Annotated in this window: 5 protein-coding genes; 4 read left to right on the forward strand and 1 reads right to left on the reverse strand. The window is 73.6% G+C overall.

Annotated elements, in window-relative coordinates; genetic code table 11:
• Positions 1 to 199: 199 nt before the first annotated feature.
• From ACIO5E_RS10800 to ACIO5E_RS10815, 4 genes are all read left to right on the forward strand, one after another.
• Positions 200 to 14,143, forward strand: a complete 13,944-nt coding sequence (locus tag ACIO5E_RS10800; RefSeq protein ID WP_400665872.1) for a hypothetical protein — start codon at positions 200 to 202, stop codon at positions 14,141 to 14,143.
• Between the two features lie 135 nt (positions 14,144 to 14,278).
• Positions 14,279 to 15,766, forward strand: a complete 1,488-nt coding sequence (locus ACIO5E_RS10805; RefSeq protein ID WP_400665874.1) for a hypothetical protein — start codon at positions 14,279 to 14,281, stop codon at positions 15,764 to 15,766.
• Positions 15,767 to 15,842: 76 nt separating this feature from the next.
• Positions 15,843 to 19,274 carry a right-handed parallel beta-helix repeat-containing protein gene (locus tag ACIO5E_RS10810; RefSeq protein WP_400665876.1) on the forward strand — a complete coding sequence of 1,144 codons (3,432 nt, stop codon included), beginning with the start codon at positions 15,843 to 15,845 and terminating at the stop codon, positions 19,272 to 19,274.
• A complete protein-coding gene (locus ACIO5E_RS10815; RefSeq protein ID WP_400665878.1) occupies positions 19,271 to 20,548 on the forward strand; it encodes a S8 family serine peptidase in 1,278 nt (425 codons plus the stop codon). Before ACIO5E_RS10810 ends, ACIO5E_RS10815 begins: the two co-directional genes overlap by 4 nt.
• Before the next feature lie 283 nt (positions 20,549 to 20,831).
• On the opposite strand, the gene ACIO5E_RS10820 is transcribed toward ACIO5E_RS10815, so the two are convergent.
• Positions 20,832 to 22,088, reverse strand: coding sequence for an AAA family ATPase (locus tag ACIO5E_RS10820; protein ID WP_400665880.1), 1,257 nt, complete (start codon positions 22,086 to 22,088; stop codon positions 20,832 to 20,834).
• Between the last annotated feature and the right edge of the window lie 512 nt (positions 22,089 to 22,600).

Genomic DNA, 22,600 nt, shown 5'->3' on the forward strand with positions numbered 1-22,600 from the left:
GCGTCTGTTGACGGATGATGGCCCGCCGGTGCCGACGAAGGATGAGGGGCCGAAGGCGTCGGGTGGTGGTGAGAAGTCGGATCCGCCGAAGAAGACTGGGATTCACGGGCTTGGTGGCCCGAAGGATTCGGGTGAGGGTAAGGCTCCGGCGGAGAAGTTCCCTGGTGGTGGGCGTCTGTTGACGGATGATGGCCTGCCGGTGCCGTCGAAGGATGAGGGGCCGAAGGCGTCGGGTGGTGGTGAGAAGTCGGATCCGCCGAAGAAGACCGGGATTCACGGGCTTGATGACCTGAAGGATTCCGGCACGTCGGGGTCGAAGGGCAAGGCCCCGGCGGAGAAGTTCTCCAGCCCGGGGGAGAGGCTGGGCGGCGAGGACGCCACCCGGGACGGGCGCGTCACCGAGTCGGGCCAGCGGGACCGGCGCCGCGACGCTGCCGAGCAGCGCAGGGAGGAACAGAAGAACGATCCGGTCTTCCAGCAGGAGGCCGAGCAGCGCGCCCGGGAGGCCGCGGAGGCGGAGGCCAAGGAGGCTGCACGCCGGAAGAAGCGGGCGGAGGACGCGGCGACCCGCGCCAAGGCCGAAGGGCAAGCCCTCCAGGAGCGGCAGCGTCTGTGTGCCGAGGAGACGGCCCGCGAGGAGCAGCGGGAGGCCGAGCGGCAGGCGCAGGAGGTTGAGCGGCAGGCGCGACAGGGGGCCGCCGAGGAGGCCGAGTGGCAGAGGCAGTTGGCCGACATGCGGGACGAGTCGGGTGGTGGCTCCGGCGTGCACGGCGACGTGTCCCTGGCCGAGGCGCGGAAGCTGCTCGCCGAACACCGCTCCAACGGGGTGGCCGACCCCTGGCACCGGCTGGCGTCCGAACTGGGCGTCAACGTCGACTCGTTGAAGCGCCACGACCTGATGCCCGACTTCCCGGGCACGAAGGGGGAGCGCGGCCGCGAGCACGGGCGTGAGCACGAGCGTGAGAGTGAGCGCGAGCACGAGCACGACACCACGGCGGAGGACACCGATCCGACACCCGACCGGAACCGCCTCGGCGAGGACGACAGCAGCTTCGCCCCCAAGAAGGCCGCGAAGAAGGCCGCGGCCCCGCCGGAGGCGATCGTCACCCGTGGCATCGACGGCGGCGGCGGTACCGTCGACAAGGACGCCCTGGACCACGCCGCCAGGGAACTCGTCAAGGACACGGGCGGTTCGACGACGCTCCCGTCCGGCGAGGAGTCCTCCTCGTCCGCCCCGTCCTCGCAGCAGCGGCTGGCCGCCGGAGCGCTGCTGAAGATCCACGACGGCCTCTACCACTCCGACGAGCCCCCCGGCGGGACCACCCGGGACTTCGACAAGGTCCGTGCGTTGCGTCGCATGGAGAACCTCGCGCGCGACGAGTACAAGATGCGGGTGCCCTTCCTGACCGGCGGCTGGCTGGCCGGTATGGCGCACGAACTGAACGGGCTGCCCGAGTGGCAGCGCCCGCTGCCGGAGCACCTGCGGGCGTTGGTGGACGCGGCCGCGAGGATCGACCCGGCCCTGAGCGGGGCCGATCTGCGCGCCGCCCTGCGGCAGGAGCTGTCGAAGCACACGCCGAAGGAGGAGTCCGTCCCGGCCCCCGACAAGGCTGACCCGGCGCCGAAGGAGGAGTCCGTCCCGACCCCCGAGAAGGTCGACCCGGCGCCGAAGGAGAAGCCTGTCTTGGTCCCCGCCGGGGACGACCCGGTGCAACAGGAACCGGAGAAGCGCAAGACGCGCTACCAGACCCGCCCTTTGACGAACCCGTCCGGCGCCACGATCGGCATCGTGGTGGGCGGAGGCCGCAAGGCGGAGCCCCTGCCGAAGGTGGCCGAGGACGTGCGGACCGTCTACTACTGGTCCGACCCCGGGAAGCCGTCCGACGGAGCCCCCGAGCCCGTGCAGCGGCCCGGAGCTCAGCCGGGCGGCGACACCCCGGAGAAGAACAAGCACTACAGCCTGACCGAGATCACCGGGCACGAGCCGTTGCTCGTGCTGATCCCCGACAACCTGGAAGACCTCGAACCCGAAGCACTCGCCAAGGGCGTGGCGGCAGACCTGCCGCACGACGAGCTCACCCCCGAGACCCCGCTGGTGCTGGTCGGTCCGGGCGCGCTGGGCACGGAGCTGGACTTCCCGCGGGCGCTGGCCAAGGCGACCGGCCGCACGGTGTGGACCAACTCCGTCGAGACGTCGCTGACCGGCGGCCTCATCAAGGTGAAGGCCAAACTGCGGCCCGAGCTGAAGGAGAGGAAGCACACGAAGGCCGAGCGCGGGTTCTGGATCAAGGAGGTTCCGCCGGACCCGACCCTGCCGGAGAACGAACGGGCCAGCTCCATCCCGACCATGGGTGTCCGCGAGGACAACGGCCACCTGGTCGACGTGAAGAAGCCGGACGTGGTCGACGAGACGGACCTCGACAGTCAGCCCATCCTGTTCCCGCTCGGTCGGCAGTCGGGCGGGCGCTTCTTCCGGGACAGCTCCCTCACCCGCAAGTGGGAGCCGATCCGGGACGGGTTCGACCCCACCACCCCGCACTTCGAGTACCTGCCGTCCGACTACTTCGACCAGAAGGATTCCAGGCCCGCCGCCGAGTCGGACAATCCCGACCTCAGCACGATCGGGCTCGTCCCCTGGAACGTCTCGGACCCCATCTACACGTTCATGACGCACGCCACCCACCTCGCGGCGGCGCTGACCACCCTGTCGGATCAGCCGGGCGGGAAGAAGAAGGTCTACGTCACCGGCGAGGCGCTCGGCCAGGTCATCCGTCGGCGGCCCAGCTTCCGGCGCATGCCGCCCGACACCCAGATCGTGCTGCTCGCCTGCCAGGCGGGTGCCCGCGGCGACAACGGCAAGGTGCTGGCGCAGGAACTGGCCAACGCCACCGGGCGCGTCGTGTGGGCGTCCACGACCACGATCAGCGTGAGCATCGGCCAGCGCGTCGCCCCGCTCGGCATCCTGAGCGACGAACACGGCACGCGCGGACGCTGGGTCAAGTTCGAACCCGGGAAGGAGGCGGACACCGAGCAGGGCTCGCGCCGGCCCGTTGCCGTGGAGACCTCGGACCCGAAGACCAAGAAGAAGAAGTCCCGGCTCCTCGGCGTGCTCGGTGGGAACGAGCGGGCCGCCGCCGTCCCTCCGACGGTGCCGACGGCAGCGCCGACGACACCGGCCACGCGGGACTGGCCCGTCACGGGCCGGCGGACGGCGGGGGACGGGTCGCAGTTCGACGTCCTGCGGGTCCCGGGCGACGGCAACTGCCTGTTCACATCGATTCTGGCCAGCGCGCCCCGGCAACTGGATTCCTGGGCCCACGGGCACCTGGACGTCAGAGGCGCGCGTACGACCGTCTCCGAGTGGTTCCGGGGGGAGGAGGGGGCCACGCAGCGGGAGGACCTCGACTCCCTGGGGATGAGTCCCCTTCGGTTCCTGCTCTCCGATCACGATCTCACTCATCAGCAGTTGGAAACGATCGCGGACGCGCAGGGTTTGGGTCTCACCAGAGACGAAGTGCTCGATCACCTCCTCGCGGTGTTCGGTGCGGGCGGGCCGCCGCAGGCGGCGGTCTGGGCTCGACTACTGGATCGGATCCCGGCGCTCAAGGAGCGGATGTGGGTGCAGCCGGGGGACAGCGATCCCCGGCGCCTGACGCCGTCCGACCTGACTGATCGGCGGCTCAGCGAGTTCGTGGACATGGCGGTGCGCAACCGCGTGCTGTGGAGCACCCCGTTCTACGACGAGATCGCGGTGGTCGCCGCCCACGCCTTCGGCATTCAGCTGAGGGTGCACGACCAGAACCCCGTGCCCCGCCTGATGAACGAGGCGTCGGAGCAGGTCGTCCACATTCTCCGCTCGAATGAGCAGGACATTCGAGTGACCCACTACAGCGCGATGCGGCCGACGACCCCTCAGCCCACGACGCAGCGCCCGGCCGAGGCGCCCGCAGTCGCCGAGTCGCAGATTAAGCCGACTCCTCCGCCGCTGAAGGAGCCCGAGCCGAAGCCGAAGCCGGATCACGACGGGCAGCAGGAGGATCCGCCGAAGCAGCAGGAACAGCCGAAGCAGGAGCAGTCCAAGGAGCAGGAACAGCCGAAGGCGCAGGAACAGCCGGAGCAGGATCTTCCCAAGGCGCAGGAGCAGCCGGAGCAGGAGCAGCCCAAGCAGGTCCTGCCCACGGAGCAGGAGCAGCCCAAGCAACAGGAGCAGCCCAAGCAGGAGCAGCCCCTCCCGGCCCCGCCGAGCCGGATGACGGAGCAGGGTTGGATCAGCGCGGGCGACCGGGTGGTGCTGGTCGATGGGGCGAACGACCAGGTCGTGGCGGCCGTGCTCGCGAAGCTGCCCCCGAGTGTCTCGGCGAGCCGGCGGGAGGAGATCCGGCGGCAGCTCGCCGAGCAGCTCGACGTTCGGACGCTGGCGCCCAACCTGTCCCGGATGACCCGGGGCGACGACCTGCTGGTGCCCCTGGACCTCGGCGGCGGCACCGGGACGCTGCGGATCAGTGCCACGGTCGAGACGCCCGGAACGAAGCGTCGGACGGAGAAGTTCGAGTTCGAGGACGGCGGCGACTCGTCCGCCGGAACGGGCGCCCTGCGCGAGCGCCGGTCCCGGTGGGGCGGCGGTGTGGTGGTGAGCGGCAAGCCGGCGTCGAACACCGGGTTGTCCGGGCCGGTGAGCGGGTCGGTGGACCGGAGCAAGGCGGTGATGGTTGCCGCGACCGGCCGGATGACCCACCGGAGGAAGACCGCCGAGCCGGTGCTGTGGGTCGACGCGACGGTCCGGCTGAACCTCGACTTCTCCGAGGTCCCGGGCGTGCGGACGCTCACGCCGCCGTTCTCCCGGACCCCGCTGGTGGACATCGGGCGGACCGGCCCGGAGGAGCGTCCGGAGCCGGTGTCGGTCCCGTTGCCGGTGCGGATCGCCACGCCGGTCGCCGAGGCCGTGCCCGCCGGGCCGCCGCCGGCGGTGACCCGCCACGCTCCGCCGGCCCGGGTGCTGCGGACGGCGGCGCTGGGCGGGATGGACGTGGTCAAGGACGTCCGCACGCTGCACAAGCGCGGGAACACCGCCGCCGGTGACACGGCGCTGTTCGGACCGGCCGCCGAGCCCTCCGGGTTGGAGGCCTTCGGGCGGCAGCGGTTCGGCGACGCCTGGAGTTCGGTGCGGGCCGAGATCCTCGCCCAGCTGGACCTGCCCAGCCTGCAGACCCAGCTGAGGTCCATGACGGCCGGTGAGCTGCTGGAGATCCCGCTGTCCGACGGCCGGGGCAGCATCCTGGTGTCGGCGAAGGTGCTGGAACTGTCGCACCTGCGGAACACCGATGCGGGCGAGTTCAACACCGGCGCCGACGTCACCAGCGTCGTCACCTCGTCCGACACCAAGGCCCGGACGCTCGCGCTGGGCGTCTCGGTCAAACAGTCGGGCGGAACGGGCTTTCTCGGCGGCGGCGGAACGGGGGGCCTGAACGGGCAGCGCGGCAGCGACCGGAACACCATCGAGCAGAACTCCCAGCGGACCGGAACCGCTCTCAAGGCCAAGGTCAAGGGCACGATCTTCGACGGCACCGCCGAACTCACCCTGGTGCACCAGGGCGCGGAGGGAGACGTCGCCCCGGGCCGGGCGACGACGCGGCTGGGCTTCCGGGTGCTCGTCGAGACCGCGGAATGCCAACCCCCCGGCGCGGAGAACACGTACCGTCCCGACACCGAACCGGGACCGCTCCAGGGGCCGGAGCTGAACCCCGGCTCCGCCGCATGGGAGCCCAAGCCCGAGCTGTGGGGGTCCGACCCGGCGAAGGGCAAGAACGGCCTCCCGCCGGGCACGGTCGTGCTCGACGTCGTCCCGCACGCTCCCGGGAACGGCACCACCGAGCCCGTCCGGCCGCTCAGGGAGGTCCTGGAGGCGCTGGGGCGCCGGACCTTCGGCCCCCAGGGCTGGAACGAGCTCGGCCCGTCGGTGCGCGGGGCCTTCCGCCGCGAGCGGCTCGGGGCCCTGCTGACCGGGATGAGCCACGGCATCGACCTCCGCTCGCCGCTGCTGGTCAGGACCGGCGAGCGGGACGCCCTGGTGCTGGCCGGGGCGAAGGTCCAGAAGCTGGAGTACGTCCGGGAGTTCGAGAAGGACGCCGAGCTGAACGTCGTGAACGAGTGGGCGGCGGGCGGCGGCGTCCGGGAGAACACGTTCCACGCGGCGGGCGGCCAGCTCCAGGGCGGGCCCGACTTCAAGCCTCCCGGCACCGTCGTGGGGGTCACCGGCGGAGCCGGCCACACCACCCGGTGGCGCAGCGGCGACCGGACGGCCGACTCCGTCAGCGGCACCGCCAACGCGAAGTTCGCCGAGAAGATGGTCGTCTACCTGGCCACCGTCGAGCTGGACGTCAAGGTCGCCGAGGACGGCGGGGGCGGCACGACCACGCCCGAACGGGCCCTGGTCCGGGCGCTGCTGGCCGTCCCGCAGTCCCTGACGGCGCCGCACCGGACGCCGGAGGGCGAGGGTCTTCTCCCGGCCCGCCTGGTGTTCGACCGCCCGAAGGTCCAGCCCGTCGACGAGACCCCTCATGCGGAGGAGACCCCGTTCGTCGGGGGAACGCCGGGCGTCGAGAACATCCCGCTCCTTCCGAAGGCCCCCCGAACGGGCGGTGCACCGGAACGGACGCTCACCGTGCAGCCGCCGTCCCGGGTGTCCCGGACCGGCGAACTCGCTCCCTCCGACCCCGTCCTCGGGCTGCACGACGCGAGGGCCGTCCTCGACACCGTGGGCGCGAGGCTGAAGCCGCTGTTCGGCGATCACTGGGCCTGGGTCGAGGCCGCCCTCGCCCCGCACCTCGACGAGACGGCGCTGCGCCCACGGCTGTCGGCCCTCACCACCGGAGGCGGCTGGAGCGTCACGGTGTCCCACCAGGGGATCACCGTCGAGGTCCGGGTCGTCGGAGCCAAGGTGACCATGCGGGAGTACCAGGGGCTGATCGAGAAGTGCGAGTTCGAGCGCGGCGGCGAGACCGTGTCGTCCACCGGGGCGCTTCGCGACGTGCGCGGCGGAACCAGTGTGACGGCGGCGCTCGACATGAAGTTCCCGTACGTCGCGATGACGCTCGGTCAGTCCTCCGCCGAGCAGGAGACGGTGGGCTCGACGCGGGACGTCGTGACCGGCCGGTCCGAGAAGGAGAAGACGGTCGAGCGGGCGGCCCGGTTCACCGGTGACGTGGGCTTCGAGGTCGAGGTCGTGGCGAAGTCGACGCGACCGACGGCGTTGCTCGGCCGGTCGGAGCGGCAGCGGCTCGCCCAGGCCTCGGGCAGGACGACCGCCGGCACGGCGGCCGACTTCGTGTTCCCCGTCCGCGAACTCCCCATCGACCCGAAGACCGGTGCCGCCCCGACCCCCGGCACCTTCCGCTCGGTGCCGGAGCGGATCGTCTCCTCGGGCGTGCTGAGCGGCTCCGACGTGGTACTGCGGGTCTGGGCGCCGGAACCCAAGGCGGACGCGTCCGGCCAGGAGGGCGGGACGCCGAAGCCGCCCGCCGGGCCCCAGCCGTCGGGCGGTCAGCAGTTCGTCCACACCTCGTTGCTGGACCAGCTCGACGGCCGTGGACGGGAGGTGTACGGCGCGAGCTGGGAGCGGGTTCGGCAGGCACTGCAGCCGGCCCTGCTGCCGGGAGCGTTGCAGTCCAGGCTGCGGGCGCTGATGGCCGGCCAGGAGGTCTTCGTGAAGGTGCCCGGCGGCACGGTGGTGCTCCGCTGGGCCGGGGTCCGGGAGATGCGGCACACCGCCGACACCGCCGAGACCGAGTTCGCGGCCGGCGGCACCAGCGGCGTCGCCCAGGGCGGCGCCGACGGGAAGGCCGGCCACAACCGGGCCACCGACGACGCCTTCACCGGGCGGGTGGTGGGCACCACCGACCCGCTCGGGGCGGTGCCCGCAGCCGTCGTGGCCGGCGCCACTCTGAGCCACGTCCGGGGCCAGGAACGGATCGCGGAGCACGACGGCGGCGGCCGGACGGGCGTGGCGACCAAGACCAAGGTCGCCGGCAGCGTGTTCGAGGGCACCGCGACGATCCAGGTCGAGATGCGCCGCAAGGGGGCGGCGAAGCCCGCCCACGGCGCGGCCCCGCAGGAGGCGCGGACCGAACGGCTGCGCCAGGAGGAGCTCCGCCGGGAGACCGAGAAGCTGCCCGAGGACGCCCCCCTGCCCAAGCCGTTCGAAGCCGAACTCCTCCGGCAGAGCCAGCGGATCCAGGACTCGGCCCGTGCCTGGCGGGAGAAGGAGGCCGCGCAGGAGAGCCCCAAGAAGGAGGCACCGAAGGACGGCGGCGCGGAGAACACCGTCGCGCCGAGCACGCCCGTCGCGCCGACGAGGACCGGGCGGGGCCGCCGTCAGGCCACCGTCGCCGTCGAGCTGGGTTTCGAGGTGCTGCTGGAGACCTCCGACACGCATGTGGTCACCACCCCGGAGCAGGCCTCGTACCGGGCCCCGCGCCCGGGCGAGGAGACGACCACGCCGAAGCGCGAGACCGCCGAGACCATCCACCCGGTGCCGCCCAGGGAGGTCTGGCAGGGCCTCGGCGCCGAGGACATGGTCGTCGACCTGCCCGACGTCGGATCGCTGCGCAACCTGCTCACCACCCTGGGCCGGAACGAATTCCGGCTGGACGAGAACTCGGCCGCCATGCGCAAGCTCCGGCGGATGATCGACCGGGGCACCCTGATCGACGCCCTTCCGGACCTGACGGCGGGAGGGGAGCGGGTCAAGACCCTCCGGCTGGGCGTCCTCGACACGGTGAGCGTCAGGGTGAGGGCCGAACTGATCGGCCTCGGCCAGGGGCGCGAGGAGAAGAAGTCGGAGATCGCCCAGTCCGCCGAACTGGCGACCCGCTTCACCGAGCGGGCGCTGTCCTCCCGGATGACGCAGCTGATGGGCCAGATCGGCGCGGAGTTCTCCAAGGTCAAGGGCAAGATCACGGCTGGGATCACCTTCGGCGGCGGCGCAGGCCGCCGTACCGGCGGTGAACGCACCCTCGCGGAACGGGCCGTGGCCAACTCCAAGTTCCCCGAGCCACTGGTGCGCTTCCAGGGGCACGTGAAGTTCACCTTCTCCTTCGAGCACCGCTCCGGCCCCTGGTCGTGGCGGCCGCGAACGGTGGTCGGCGACGTCCCCGTCGTGGTGGGCATTCCGAAGAAGTCGGTCACGCGGGAACGCACCGGGCCGAGCGACCTCTACTTCACCAAGGAGAACTGGCGCGAGGGCCGGCGGCCGTCCGACCGGTACGACCTCCCGCCGGACACGGAGGAGGTGCCGAAGTCCGAGGTGCCGAAGTCCGAGGAGCCGAAGTCCGAGGTGCCGAAGCCTGAGGTGCCGAAGCCTGAGGTGCCGAAGTCCGAGGTGCCGGAGCCTGAGGAGCCGAAGCCCGCACCCCCGGCCTCGAACGACATCGCGGGGCAGGTCGCCGAACTGCTCGGTGGCGCCCCCGGACAGCTGAAGCCGCCCACCACGAAGCCCACCGAGCAGGGCAAGGAGCAGAAGAGCGGAAACGGCGGCGAGCAGAGCGAGGAGAACAAGGACCAGGCCGAGCAGCCCAAGCAGCCTGCGCAGGAGAACGAGGCCGAGGAACAGCCCAAGGATCCCGAGCCGGAGATCCACCAGGAGAACCAGGCCGAGGAGTACCCCAAGCAGAGCGACAAGGCCGAGGAGCAGCCCAAGCAGAGCGACAGGGCCGAGGAGCAGCCCGAGCAGGAGAACCAGAGCGAGGAGCAGCCCGAGGCCCCGGAGCCGCCGAAGAACGCCGACACCGAGCCGCAGCACGAGCAGGAACAACTCGCCCCGCAGCCGACCCAGTTCCTGCCGGCGCAGGCCAATCGGGGGGTGCCCGGCGATCGGAAGGGCCTGCGGATGGCCTCGGGAGCCTTCGTCGGCGCCGAGGGCCGGCACAACAACGCCCCCTCGGACGTCCTGGCGTTGACCCGCCGGCTGGAGGAACTGAACGTCCTGCAGCCGGAGGCCGCCGAGGCCGCACGGCAGGAGGCGGAGCCGCTGCTCCGCAAGATCGAGGAGCGCCGGGTCAGGCTGCGCAACGCGCCGCCGTTGAGGAGCCCGGTGGCCCAGACGGCGGTCGAGCCGCTGGTGCAGGCGGTGACCGAGTACCTTGGGTCGCCGCTGTCACCCGAGCAGGCCCGCACGCTAGGCCTGGAGCTCACCGACAGCGTCGGCCCCGGGGCGGTGAACAGCCCGGCGGACGTGCTGGCGGCGGGCCGCCGGCTCCACGAGCTCGGGCTGCTCGACGACGCGGCGCTCACCGCCCTCCCCGACGCCGGCCCGCTGCCGCAGGCCTTCCTCGACGGCCTGCTCACGCTGCGCGCCGACCACCTCGGCGGCCGCTTCGACCTGCCCGTTCCGGACGGCGGCCGCCACGTGGCCGACGCCATGCGCGACCTGGCCCGGCGCGAGGTCGTGCTGGAGTGGCGCGCCTCGGGCGCGCTCGACCTGGAGAAGACCGACTTCGCCACCTGGGCGCTGGACGGCCCGGCCGACCAGCCGCCGCCGCTCGCGGCCGGCAGCACGCTCAACTGCTGGGAGTCCGTCCTGCTCACCGCGCACTCCCAGGGGCTGGTTTCCTGGGAGTGGGTCCACGAGACGTACGCGAGCGGTCTGGAGGGACCGCAGTGGACGAGGAACCTGATCTCCCGTCTGCTCCCGCACACCAGGACCAGCTACGACTCGACCTCCCACGACACCCCGTTGCCCCGCGAGGGCGACATCGTGATCTACGGCCAGGGCAACCACGTCGCCGTCGCCACCGGCCGGACGGACGAGAACGGCGCGCCGGTGCTGCTGAGCTTCGGCGTCAGCCCCAACGACGACGAGGCCGAGGTCAACCGGGTCATCGAGATCGGAGCGACGGACCTCTACACCGGCGGCGCCGACTTCGGCCCCGGCCCCTGGACCGTGCGGCCCGCACCCGAGACCGCACCGCCGCACGTCGAGCCGGTGACCCCGCCTCCGCATGGTGAGCCGGTCGCACCGCCGCTTCCGCCGCACGTCGAGCCGTCCGCCCCGGCCTCGCAGGTTGAGGCGGTGACGCCGCCTCCGCACGTCGAGCCGGTGACCCCGCCGCTGCCTCCGCATGTTGAGCCGGTAACGCCGCCGCTGCCTCCGCACGTCGAGCAGGAGGAGGTGACGCGGCCTCCGGCCGTCGAACCGGTGACCCCGCCTCCGCACGTCGAGCCGGTCGCGCCGCCTCCGCCCGCCGGGCCGCCGAGGGCGTCCGACATCCTGGAGATGAGCCTGCAGGATCGGCTCCTGACCCTGGACTCGCTCGCGCCCGACGTCCGCCGCGCCCTCGCGGCCGACACCGACTTCGTCGGACCCCTGCGGAAGCGGCTGTCCTCGGCGGAGTTCGCGACGGTCGCCGCCCGCCTGCTGGTGGACGTCGATCACCGGGTGCACCGCCCGGTGTCGGCGCGGCAGGCGGCGCACGCCCAGCTGGAGCTGATGCTCCAGAACCCGGACGTCGCGTCCGACCTGCTGACGCGGAAGGTGCGCGTGGTGGTCGTGCCGCGCGACGTGGCGATGACCGAGGTCGAGGGTTTCCGCCACATGGCCGGCGGAACCGTCGGCGAGGGCGGCCGACTCTGGGAGACCGTCCGGGGCGCGGCCGAGCACGAACGCATCGCGGTGACCGAGGAGAACCTGCTCGGCGAGGACACCGACATCGGCGAGGTGGCGGGCTTCGAGGAGGGCTACTCCTCCACGACCCACGAATTCGCCCACGCCCTCCACGAGTTCAGCCTGACCGACGACGAGCGCTCGCTCGTGCGGGACGTTTTCCTGGACAACCACATGGCCGACACCCTGGGCCAGCTGTTCGGCACCGAGTCGACCGCCGCCTGGCCCGACGGCCCGGTGCACGACAAGGACGGCAAGCTGGTCGGGAACTACTCCTCGTCGGACGAGCGGGAGTTCTTCGCGCAGCTGAGCAACGTGTACCTCGGGACCAACCGCGGCGACGACCCGGGCACCAACCGGCCCCGCAACAACGGCGCCGACTGGGTCCGCGACCACGAGCCCGTGCTGCTGCCCATCCTGGAGCGGCTCTTCGGGGAGAACCCGGAGACGGCGAACGCCGGGCCGGTCAACCCGGTCCGCGAGACCCGCGCCGACAACGAGATGCTGGGCGGCTTCCACGAGTTCATGCGCGGCGTCGACGGCGAGGAGCACGTCGACGAACACGTCGAGGAGGACGTCGAGGACCTCGAGCCGCCCGTGCCGCCGCAGCCGCTCTCGGAGGCCGACCTGATCCAACAGATCCTCAACCCCGCCGGATCCGGGAGCAGTTCGGCGGCAGCGTCGCCGCCAGGGACGCGCGGGGCGGATCGCGGCCGGGGGCGCGGGAACGACACCAGGGGCGGGTTCGGACGGGGCCGCGGACGTGGGACCAGTACCGATCCCGATTCGACGCCGCCGACCGATTCCGGTCGTGGGCGCGGTCGTGGGCGTGGAACCGATCCCGATTCGACGCCGCACACCGATTCCGCTCGTGGGCGCGGTCGTGGGCGTGGAGCCGATACCGATACCGGTCGTGGGCGTGGAACCGGTCGTGGTCGTGGAACCGTGCCGCCGGGAGGGAACAACCCGCCCCGCTCGGCCTCGCGCGGCGCGAGTGCGCAGTCGGCGAGCAGCCAGATCGGGCACGTGATCGAAAGGGACGGCAAGCTCTACGTCGTCAAGGGCACAGCAGGCGAGCCCGGCTACTCGGAGCAGCTTCTCGACCTGCGCGCGCCCAGCCTTGAGGCGCCTCTGGGGCAGGAGACCGACTCGCTGCGCGGAGCCTTCGGCCGCTCCCTGGACCGGATGGCGCGGGTCATGATGGACGCCGACCGGTACGGCAGTGGTATGAGCTTCAAGGACACCGGCACGCCGCACCTCGCCCTGACCGTCATCGACGGCGTGGTCCACGTCGCGGGTAACTCCGGAATGGGGTCGGGCAAGAGGGCAGACGCGACGACTCGTCTGGCGAACCTTGCCACGCCGGAGGGCAGGGAAGGCCGGAACCACGACCTGGCGAAGCTCCGAGCGATTCGGGACGGGAACTACCGGCACAAGGACTTCGTGGGCTTCGACGACCACGGCGGGGGATTTGACGCGGTCCGCGAGGCGCTGAAGGACCCGAACAAGATCAAGTGGCTCCCCAACGTCAAGGGCAAGGGCGAGGGCTGCCTCCACGGTGAGATGGACCTCCTGAACGAGGTCCAGAAGCAGATGCAGGCGGAGTTCGACGAGGCCGTGAAGAAGGCCAAGGAGGCGGAGGAGGCCCAGAAGAAGAAGGAGGCGGAGGAGGCCGAGAAGGAGGGAAGCGAGGAGACGACGGAGGCCGAGGCGAAGGAGGCCGAGGCGAAGGAAGAGGACGCGACGGAGGAAGAGGACGCGACGGAGGACGGAGAGGATTCGGACGGCGAGGGGTCGGACAGCGAGGATTCGGACAGCGAGACATCCAGAGGCGGAAGCGGCAGGACGGCCGAGGAGAAGGGCAAGGCCAGGGCCGACGAACTGGGGCTGACGCCCTGGCCGATCGGTGGCAGAAAGCGTGACTGCATGGCGTGCCACTGGGCCCACGCCATCTTCAACGAGCACATCGCGAAGGACCTGGGCTTCGTCGTGGTGACGGGCGGTACCCACGGGAAGATCTTCAACGGCTGGGCGGCACCGGACTGCATCAAGAAGAACCCGGACGCGATGGCCGCGCTGGAGAAGAAGATCACCGGGACCGAAGTGCCGACCAAGGAGGGTGGCAAGAACCTCGACTTCGTGAACGGCGTGATCGTCGCTCCCCAGGGCTACTCGCCCGCGCAGGGTGCTCATGACGAGCCGTACATCTCCGACTCCGATCCTGGCTCCGAGCCCGAGCCCGAGCCCGAGGCCGAGAACGACGACCAGGCCGCGACCGAGCAGTCGAGCACCTCCGAGCAGCCGTCGAGCACCGCGCCGACGACGACCCCCGAGCAGACTCCGACTACTCCGCAGACGACCATCGCAGGAGGATCCGGATCGAGCCCGGCCGGAGGGAGCAGCCAGACGGCCTGGCGCGGCCGGGGCCGGGGCAAGGACGGCGGTCGAGGAAGGCGTGGTCAGAGCAGTGACAAGAAGGCCGACTGACGAGTTCGTCCGCAGCTGAACCTCCGGGCGTCTCCCGGCCGTCGAGACGGGTGGACGTGCCGTTCGCCCGCCTCGACCGGGGTTGACCGGCGGCCGTCCCTGCCGAGCATCGTCATCGAGGGCCAGGGGGCCAGGGTGGGCAAGGACCGGAGCGGCCGGGGGAGCCGGACGGAAGGGGCGGAGGGCGCCGGGATCCAGCTGCCCGCCGTGGCGTGGGTCGTGCCCGAGGAGTTGGAGGCCCGCCCGACGGCGGCCGCGAAGGCGGAGCCCGCGAACGCGGAGTCGGCGAAGGCCGAGCCCGCCAAGGCCGAGCCCGCCAAGGCCGAGCCCGCCAAGGCCGAGCCGGCGAAGGAGGAGCCCGCGGCGGTGTCCGCCAGCGGCGCCGCGCCGGCCGTCGAGAGTGCGAAGCCCGCCGCGGGTGCCGCGACCGCCGCCGCCGAGGCGCCCGCGGGCGTGACCGCCGTCCCCGGCCCGGCGCCGGCCGAGGAGGAGGGCGGCGGGCCGCGCCGGATCTCCCGGCCGATGGTGGCCGCGGCCGTGATCGCGGGCCTGGTACTGGTCGGTGTGCCATTGGGCATCTCGAAGTTCGGCGGGGACGACCCGGGGCCGTCCGGTGCGGACGGTCCGCCGCCGGCCGGGTACACGCAGCAGGACGGCGGCAACGGGTTCGTCCCGGGTGCCGACGCGCACGGGAACCCGCTGGGCGAGCAGCCGGTGGCGAACGCTCAGCCGGTCGCGGGCCCGCCGCCCGGTGATGCTGCCGCGGCCGCGGCCGGTGGGGCGGCCGCCGCCGGCGGTGCCGTGCCGGACCAGGGCGACGGCGGCAACCAGACCGTGCCGTTCGCCGGACGGATCCCGGCGGGTGGCGGTGCGCCGTCGACCTCCGGGAAGCCGGATGCGGGCAAGAGCGCCGGCGGCGCGCCGGCCAACCAGGGTGGCGGTGGTGGTGGCGCCAGCGGTGGCGGTGGCGGTGGCGGTGCCGGCGGTGGCGGCGGTGGCGGAGCCCCGCAGACCCAGCCCCAGCAGCCGCCCGCCGCCCAGCAGCCGCCCGCCGCCCAGCAGCCCCCGGCCGCGCCGCCCCCCGCCCAGCCCCCGGCCAAGGCCGCGCAGCCGGCCCCGCCCCCGGCGCCGAGCTACGCCGGGGTGGCCGGCCCGGGATGCAGCGGCGGGGGCGCCCAGGCGCGCGGCTGGTTCGACAAGGGGCAGGAGGGCTGGCGGAACAACTCCGGCGGCTACGCGGGGGACGGCTGCAGTGGCGGCTACTACTCGATGCCGATGTCGGGCGACGCCAAGGACCACGACAACTCGGTGGTCTGGACGTTCAACACCGGGTCGGTCACCACCGGCAGCTGCCAGCTCTCGGTGTACGTGCCGAACAGCGGGGACGTCAAGGCGGTCGGCGGGGCGCCGTCCTTCTACACCGTCCAGAGCGGCTCCGCGTCCGGTTCCTTCCCGGTCAACCAGGTCGGCAGCCGGGGCCAGTGGGTCTCGGCGGGCACCTTCCCGCTCAACGGCGGCAAGATCGCCGTGGTGCTGCACGACCGCGGCCTGGACTGGGACGGCCCCACCAAGACGTACGCCCACCACGCCGCGTCCGCGATCCGGGCCAACTGCACCGGGTGACCGACCCGCGCCACCCGGCACCGGGCCGGACCCGCACCACCGCACGACAGTCACGAACGACGGAGGAGAACGCGCCATGACCCGCCATGTGCTGACGGTCAGTGCGGAGCAGCGCGAGGGCGGCGGCTACCGCACGATCGGAGCCGCGCTGGAGGCGGCCCGCAGCGGCACGGTGATCAGCGTCCGCCCGGGCCGCTACGAGGAGAACCTGGTGATCACCAAGATGGTGACCATCACCGCCGCGGAGGCCCGGGGCAGCGTCCGGATCTCGCCCCGGCGGGGCGCGGTGGTGCAGGTGGTGGCCGAGGCCGTCCAGCTGACCGGGCTGGTGCTCCAGGGGCAGGACGAGGAACTGCCCACCGTCGACGTCCCGCGCGGCCAGGCCGCCCTGGAGGACTGCGAGGTGGCGGGCAACTCCTGGACGGCCGTGCTCACCCGGCAACAGGGCGCCCTGGCGATGCGCGGCTGCCGGGTCGTCAACCCGGCCGGGGCCGGCATCGTGGAGACCTCCACCGGCTCCAGCGTGATCGAGGACTGCGTGGTCGAACACCTCGGCAGCTCCGCCGTGGTGATCGGCGAGCGGGCCAACCCCGTGGTCCGGGGCTGCGTGCTGCGCGACGCCCGCGGCAACGGGGTGTGCGCCAACGGCGAGGGCCGCGGCTCGATCGAGGACTGCGAGATCTCCGCCACCGACAAGCCGGGCATCGCGCTGGAGGAGCAGAGCACCACCCGGGTGCTGCGCACCTCCGTCCGCAGCGCCCCGATCGGCGTCTACCTCAGCTCGGCCGCCCAGGTGCTGCTGGAGGACTGCGCGGTCGAGGACACCCGGGGCCACGGCCTCGTCCTGGCCGGCGGCACCGACCCGGTGGTGCGGCGCTGCCGCACCGCGCGCACCAAGGGCCACGGCGTCCACGTGACCGACCGCTCCCGGGGCTCCTTCGAGGAGTGCGAGGTGGTCGGCACGGAGCTGTCCGGCATCCTGGTGGACGAGTCGTCCAGCCCGGCCCTGACCCGCACCACGGTGCGCGACAGCGGCGCGGCGGGCGTCGAACTGGTCGGGGAGAGCGCTGCCGAGTTCGACCGGCTGGAGGTGCGCGGCGCGGCCGGCGCCGGGGTCAGCGTGCGCGACGGCGCCAACCCGCTGCTGCGCCGGCTGGACGTGGCCGAGGTCGGCGGCCACGGCGTCGAGGTGCTGCGGGAGGGGCGCGGGCGACTGGAGTCCTCGGTGCTGGCCTCGACCGGGCTGGCCGCCCTGCTGGTCGCCGACGGCGGCAACACCCAGGTCGGCGGCACCACCGTCCGCGGCAGCGCCGCGACCGGCAAGGGAGCCCCGAACGCGGCCGGTGTCACCGGGGTCGAGGTCGGGCACGGCGGCATCGCCTCGCTCCGCGACTGCGACGTCGCCGAATGCACCGCGGACGGGATCGCGGTGGAGGACGGCGGCGAGCTGACCATGGCCCGCTCCCGGGTGCACGGCAACCGCCGGCACGGCGTCCTGCTGGCCGCCGGCAGCCGGGCCGCCCTGACCGGCTGCGAGCTGGTCGGCAACACCCAGGACGGGCTGCGGGCCGAATCCGAGGAGCCGATCCGGATCACCGGCTGCACCGTCACCGGCAACCGCGGCTCGGGCCTGCGCCAGACCAGGCCCAGCGACCGGTTCTCGGTGGAGAACCTGACCAGCCGGGACAACGGGCGCGCCGACAGCCACGGCACCGCGACCGCCGCCGCCGACGACGACGGCCCGGTGGCCGCCCGGCCGGCCGGCGCGCCCGAGGCCGACGACGCCGAGCCAGCGGCGGAGCACCCGGACGACCTGCCGCCGCCCGAGCCCGAGGGCCCGCAGGCGGCCCTGCAGGCGTTGGTCGGCCTGGAGGGCGTCAAGGAGCAGGTCGCCACCCTGGTCAACCTCAACAAGCTGGCCCGACGCCGTGAACGGGCTGGGATGCCGGCGCTGCCGATGGGTCGGCACCTGATCTTCGCGGGCCCGCCCGGCACCGGCAAGACCACCGTCGCCCGCCTCTACGGCGCGATCCTCGCCGAGCTCGGCGTGCTGCGCAGCGGCCACCTCACCGAGGTCGCCCGGGCCGACCTGGTGGCGTCCATCGTCGGCGGCACGGCGATCAAGACCACCGAGGTGTTCCAGTCGGCGCTGGGCGGCGTGCTGTTCATCGACGAGGCGTACACGCTGTCCGCCGGATCCGGCGGCACCGGGCCGGACTTCGGCCGCGAGGCGATCGACACCCTGGTCAAGCTGATGGAGGACCACCGCGACGACGTGGTGGTGATCGTCGCCGGGTACTCGGACGAGATGCGCTCCTTCCTCGGCTCCAACCCCGGTCTCGCCTCCCGGTTCAGCCGCACCGTGGAGTTCCGCAACTACTCGGCGGAGGAACTGGTCACCATCGTCGAGCGGGCCGCGGCCGGACACGGCTACGAACTCGCCGACGCCACGCGGGAGGTGCTCGGCACCCACTTCACGCGGATGCCCAAGGGCGCCGACTTCGGCAACGGCCGCGCCGCCCGCAAGGTGTTCGAGGAGATGGTGGACCGTCAGGCGTCCCGGCTGGCCGTCCTGGCCGACATCACCGACGCCGACCTCGCCCAGCTGCTGCCGGAGGACCTCGGCGAGGAACTCGCCGGCGCGGCCCGCTCGGCCGGGTCGGGCGGACCGGGCGCCGAGCGCGGCAGCGACCTGCTCGACCAGCTGCGCGCGATGGTCGGCCTGTCCGCCGCCAAGGAGCAGGTCGAGAACCTGGTCAATCTGATCACCCAGGTCCGCCGCCGCGAGGAGGCCGGCCTGCCGACCGCCCGGGTCAGTCACCACCTGGTCTTCGCCGGGCCGCCCGGCACCGGCAAGACCACCGTCGCCCGGCTCTACGGGGCGCTGCTCGCCGAACTGGGCGTGCTGCCGCGCGGCCAACTCGTCGAGACCGCCCGGGCCGACCTGGTCGGCCGCTACATCGGGCACACCGCCCAGCTCACCCGGGACGCCTTCGAACGCGCCCGGGGCGGCGTGCTGTTCATCGACGAGGCGTACACCCTCACCCCGCGCGGCGGCGCCGCCGGCGGCGACTTCGGCCAGGAGGCGGTCGACACCCTGATGAAGCTCATGGAGGACCACCGCGACGAGGTCGTGGTGATCGTGGCCGGCTACCAGGAGGAGATGCAGGGCTTCCTGAGCTCCAACCCGGGCCTGGCCTCCCGCTTCTCCCAGCAGATCGCCTTCGACCACTACAGCGCGGACGAACTCGTCACCATCGTGCGCCTCCAGGCGGAGGAGGCCGGCTACGTCTGCGCCCCCGAGACCCTGGCAGCCCTCGGCGAGCTGTGCGCGACCGTCCCCCGGGACCGCAACTTCGGCAACGGCCGCTTCGCCCGGCAGACGCTGGAGGCGATGGTCACCCGGCAGGCCGGGCGCCTCGCCCGGTTCGACGTCGGCGACCTGTCCGAACTCAGCCTGCTGCTGCCCCAGGACATCCCCGGGCTGCCGCAGGGGAGTGCGGTGTGACCGGCGCGCCGGGCCGCTCGGTCCGGGCCGCCGCCGCTGTGCTCTGCTGCGGCGCCCTGCTGCTCCCGGCCGCCCCCGCCTGGGCCGCGCCGACACCCGGCGCGGCGGCCCCGACACCCGGCGGGGCCGACCCGGCGGCGCTGCCCGTGATCGGCCAGAACCGGGGCGCCGCGCGGCCGGACGGTTGCCTCAAGCCCTCGGACAAGGGCACCGACCGGACCCCGTGGGCGCAGACCTACCTGCGCCCCGAGGCCGCCTGGCAGCTCAGCCGTGGCGCCGGGGTGACCGTCGCCGTGGTCGGCTCCGGGGTCGACCCGGCGTCCGGGGTCCTGGACGGCCGCCTCACCCCCGGGCCGCGCGAGTTCGGCACCGGCGACTCCACCCGCGACTGCGTCGGCCACGGCACGTTCCTCGCCGGACTCATCGCCGCCCGGCGCCAGGACGGCGTCGGCTTCGCCGGCATCGCGCCCGAGGCGCGGATCCTCGCCGTGGCCGTCACCGACGACGCGGGGATCACCACCCCGGCCCTGCTGGCCAAGGGCGTCCGGGACGCGGCCGACGGCGGTGCCCGGGTCATCGCGGTCGGCCTCGCGCTGTCGACCGGCGAGGCCGAACTGGGCGACGCCGTCCGCTACGCCACCGGCAAGGGCGCCCTGGTGATCGCCCCGGCCGCCCCCGACCAGGGCGGTGCCTCCCCGTCCGCCCCGTCCGCGCCACCTGCCGCGGCCTACCCGGCCGCCCTCCCGGACGTCCTGGCGGTCTCCGACCTGGCCCCCAACGGCGCCCCGCCCAGCGGCGCGGCGGGCGCCGTCCGGGTCGACCTGGCGGCCCCGGGCGACGCGGTGCTGAGCGTCGGGCCCGGCGGCAAGGGCTACTTCACCGGCGCCGGGCCCAGCTTCGCCACCGCCCTGGTGGCCGGAACCGCCGCCCTGGCCCTCGCCTACCGGCCCGATCTCACCCCGGCCCGCCTCGCCGACCGCCTCCGGGCCACCGCCTACCACCCCGGCACCGCCGTGCCCGACCCGCACCTCGGCTACGGGACCGTCGATCCCCTCGCCGCCCTCAGCACCCCCCTGCCCGGCGACGCTCCGGCGACCCCCAGGCCCGCCCTGACGGTGTCCCTGGTCCAGCCCCCGCCGCCGGACCCGGCCCCCCACCAGGCCGCCCTGATCGCCGGCGGCACCGTCGCGGGCGTCACCCTGATCGTCGGCACCGCCCTGATGTGCACCGCAGGCCGCCGGCGCGCCTGGCGTCCCGGCCGCTGGTCGGCCTGACGGGGCGCCGTGCCCGGCGCCCCGGGGCCGGCAGCCGGTGAGGGCAGGCCGTCCTGCGTGGGCCGTCGCCGGTGAGCCGGTGGCGACAGCTCGCAGCTCCGGCGTCGCCGTCCGGCGTCGACCGGCGCCCGGGTCGGTCGTCGGACGCCATCCTGCGCGGGGCGCGTGGCCCCGGCCTTCCCCGCGGCTGGCGGGCCCCGGCGTTGCCAGGCCGGCCGGCTTCTCCGTCCGGCCTGGTCAAGCCACCCGCCGTGCTGCTCGGGCGGCCGATCCGCCTGTCGGGCTACCAGGTGGGCGCGGCGGCGGCGTGGGGGCCGGTGGCGGGCGGGGCGAAGTGCATGCCCTCGGCGACCAGGGCGGTGAGGTCGAGGTAGGCGCGGCGGGTCTTGGGGCGGAGCTTCTCCGGGGCGAACTCGCCGCCCAGGGCCAGGTGTTCGTCGAAGGGGAGGACCACGACGCCGCGGCAGCGGCTCTCGAAGTGGGCGACGAGTTCCTCGACCCGGATCGTCCGGCCGTTGCTCCGGACGCTGGAGATCAGGGTCACGCTGCGCTGTGCCAGCGAGCCGTAGCCGTTGGTGTACAGCCACTCCAGGGTCGCGTCGGCGCTGCTCGCGCCGTCGACGCTGGTGGTGGCGGTGATGACCAACTGGTCGGCGAGGTTGAGGACGGCACGCATGGAGCTGTGCAGCAGGCCGGTGCCGCAGTCGCTGAGGATGATCGGGTACTGCCGGCTCAGCAGGTCGACCAGCCGCCGGTAGTGCTCGCCGCTGAAGCTGTTGGCGATCGCCGGGTCCGCGTCGTTGGCCAGGATTTCCAGCCCACTGGGGGTGAGCGAGGTGAAGCGGCGGACGTCCATGTAGCCGGTGATGGTGGCCTCGGCGGCGAGCAGGTCGTGGACGGTGGCCCGGGTCTCCCGGTGCACCCGCATGCTGAGGGTGCCGGTGTCCGGGTTGGCGTCGACGGCGACGACCTTGTCAGCCCGGGCCTCGGCGAGGACGGAGCCGAGCGCCAGGGTCGTCGAGGTCTTGCCGACCCCGCCCTTGAGGCCGACGACCGCGATCCGGAAGGAGCGGTGCAGCGGGGTGCGGATGGTCGCGGTCAGCCGCTCCCGCTCCCGTTCCCGCTCGCCCCGGCCGAGACCGAGGCCGGCCGTGAGGGCCAGCGCCCGGCGGCCGCGTCGCGCGACGGGGGCCGGCTGCGGGGCCGGCTGCGGGGCCGGCTGTGGGGCCGGGTGTGGCGGGGGGAACTGGGCGGTCTGGGGCGGCAGGGCGAATTCGGGTACCTCGGGGACCTGGGGGGCCTCGGGCAGCTGGGGGGCCTGGGGGGCCTGGGGGAGCAGCTCCGTGGGCGGCTCGGCCGGGGCCGGTCGAGCCTGCGGGGGCACCAGGACCGTCCCGAGGGCGTCCAGCGGCCGGCGCCAGTCCGGTCCGGCGGGGGGCCCGGCCGGTGGGGCGAAGGGGCTGTAGTCGGGGGCGAGGTCCCAGTTCGAGTCCTGCGCCAGGCGGTGCACCCGCCCGGTGTGCGTGCGGTCGGCCGCCATGTGTCCGCCTCCTGTCGCCGCGTCGGCCCTGCTCGGTACACCGGATTCCGGCGCTTCCCACGCCGGCCGCGTACGGGCCGTCCGATCGGTTCAACGGGCCGGGCGGGGGGCACCGTTCAACGGGGCGTGAGAGGGCCGGCTCACGTCCACGGTTGCGCCCTGGACCACGAGCGGCGGGCCCGTTCCGACGCACTCGGCGCCGTCGCCGGGCCCGGGTGAACCGCCTGCGGTGGAGGGGCCGTTGAGCGGGGCAGGGCGCGCATCGCGTCTCCCGTCACGCCTGGAGGACCTCTTGCGCACCACCCCGCACCGCGCCGTCCGCACGGCCCGGCCCGCCGGCCACCGGACGATGGGCTAGCCAGGGCCCGGGGGGCCTCATCGCCGGCCGAACCGGTGGCCGGGCGACAGCCGCCCGGCCGTACCGGAAAACCCTCTACTGGACCGGCTGCCAGTGGATACCGTCTTCCGATGGCACTCGGCGGGCGTCGAGTGCCACCCAGGAGGAACCGGTG

Source organism: Kitasatospora sp. NPDC087314 (genome assembly GCF_044744365.1).
Classification (GTDB): domain Bacteria; phylum Actinomycetota; class Actinomycetes; order Streptomycetales; family Streptomycetaceae; genus Kitasatospora.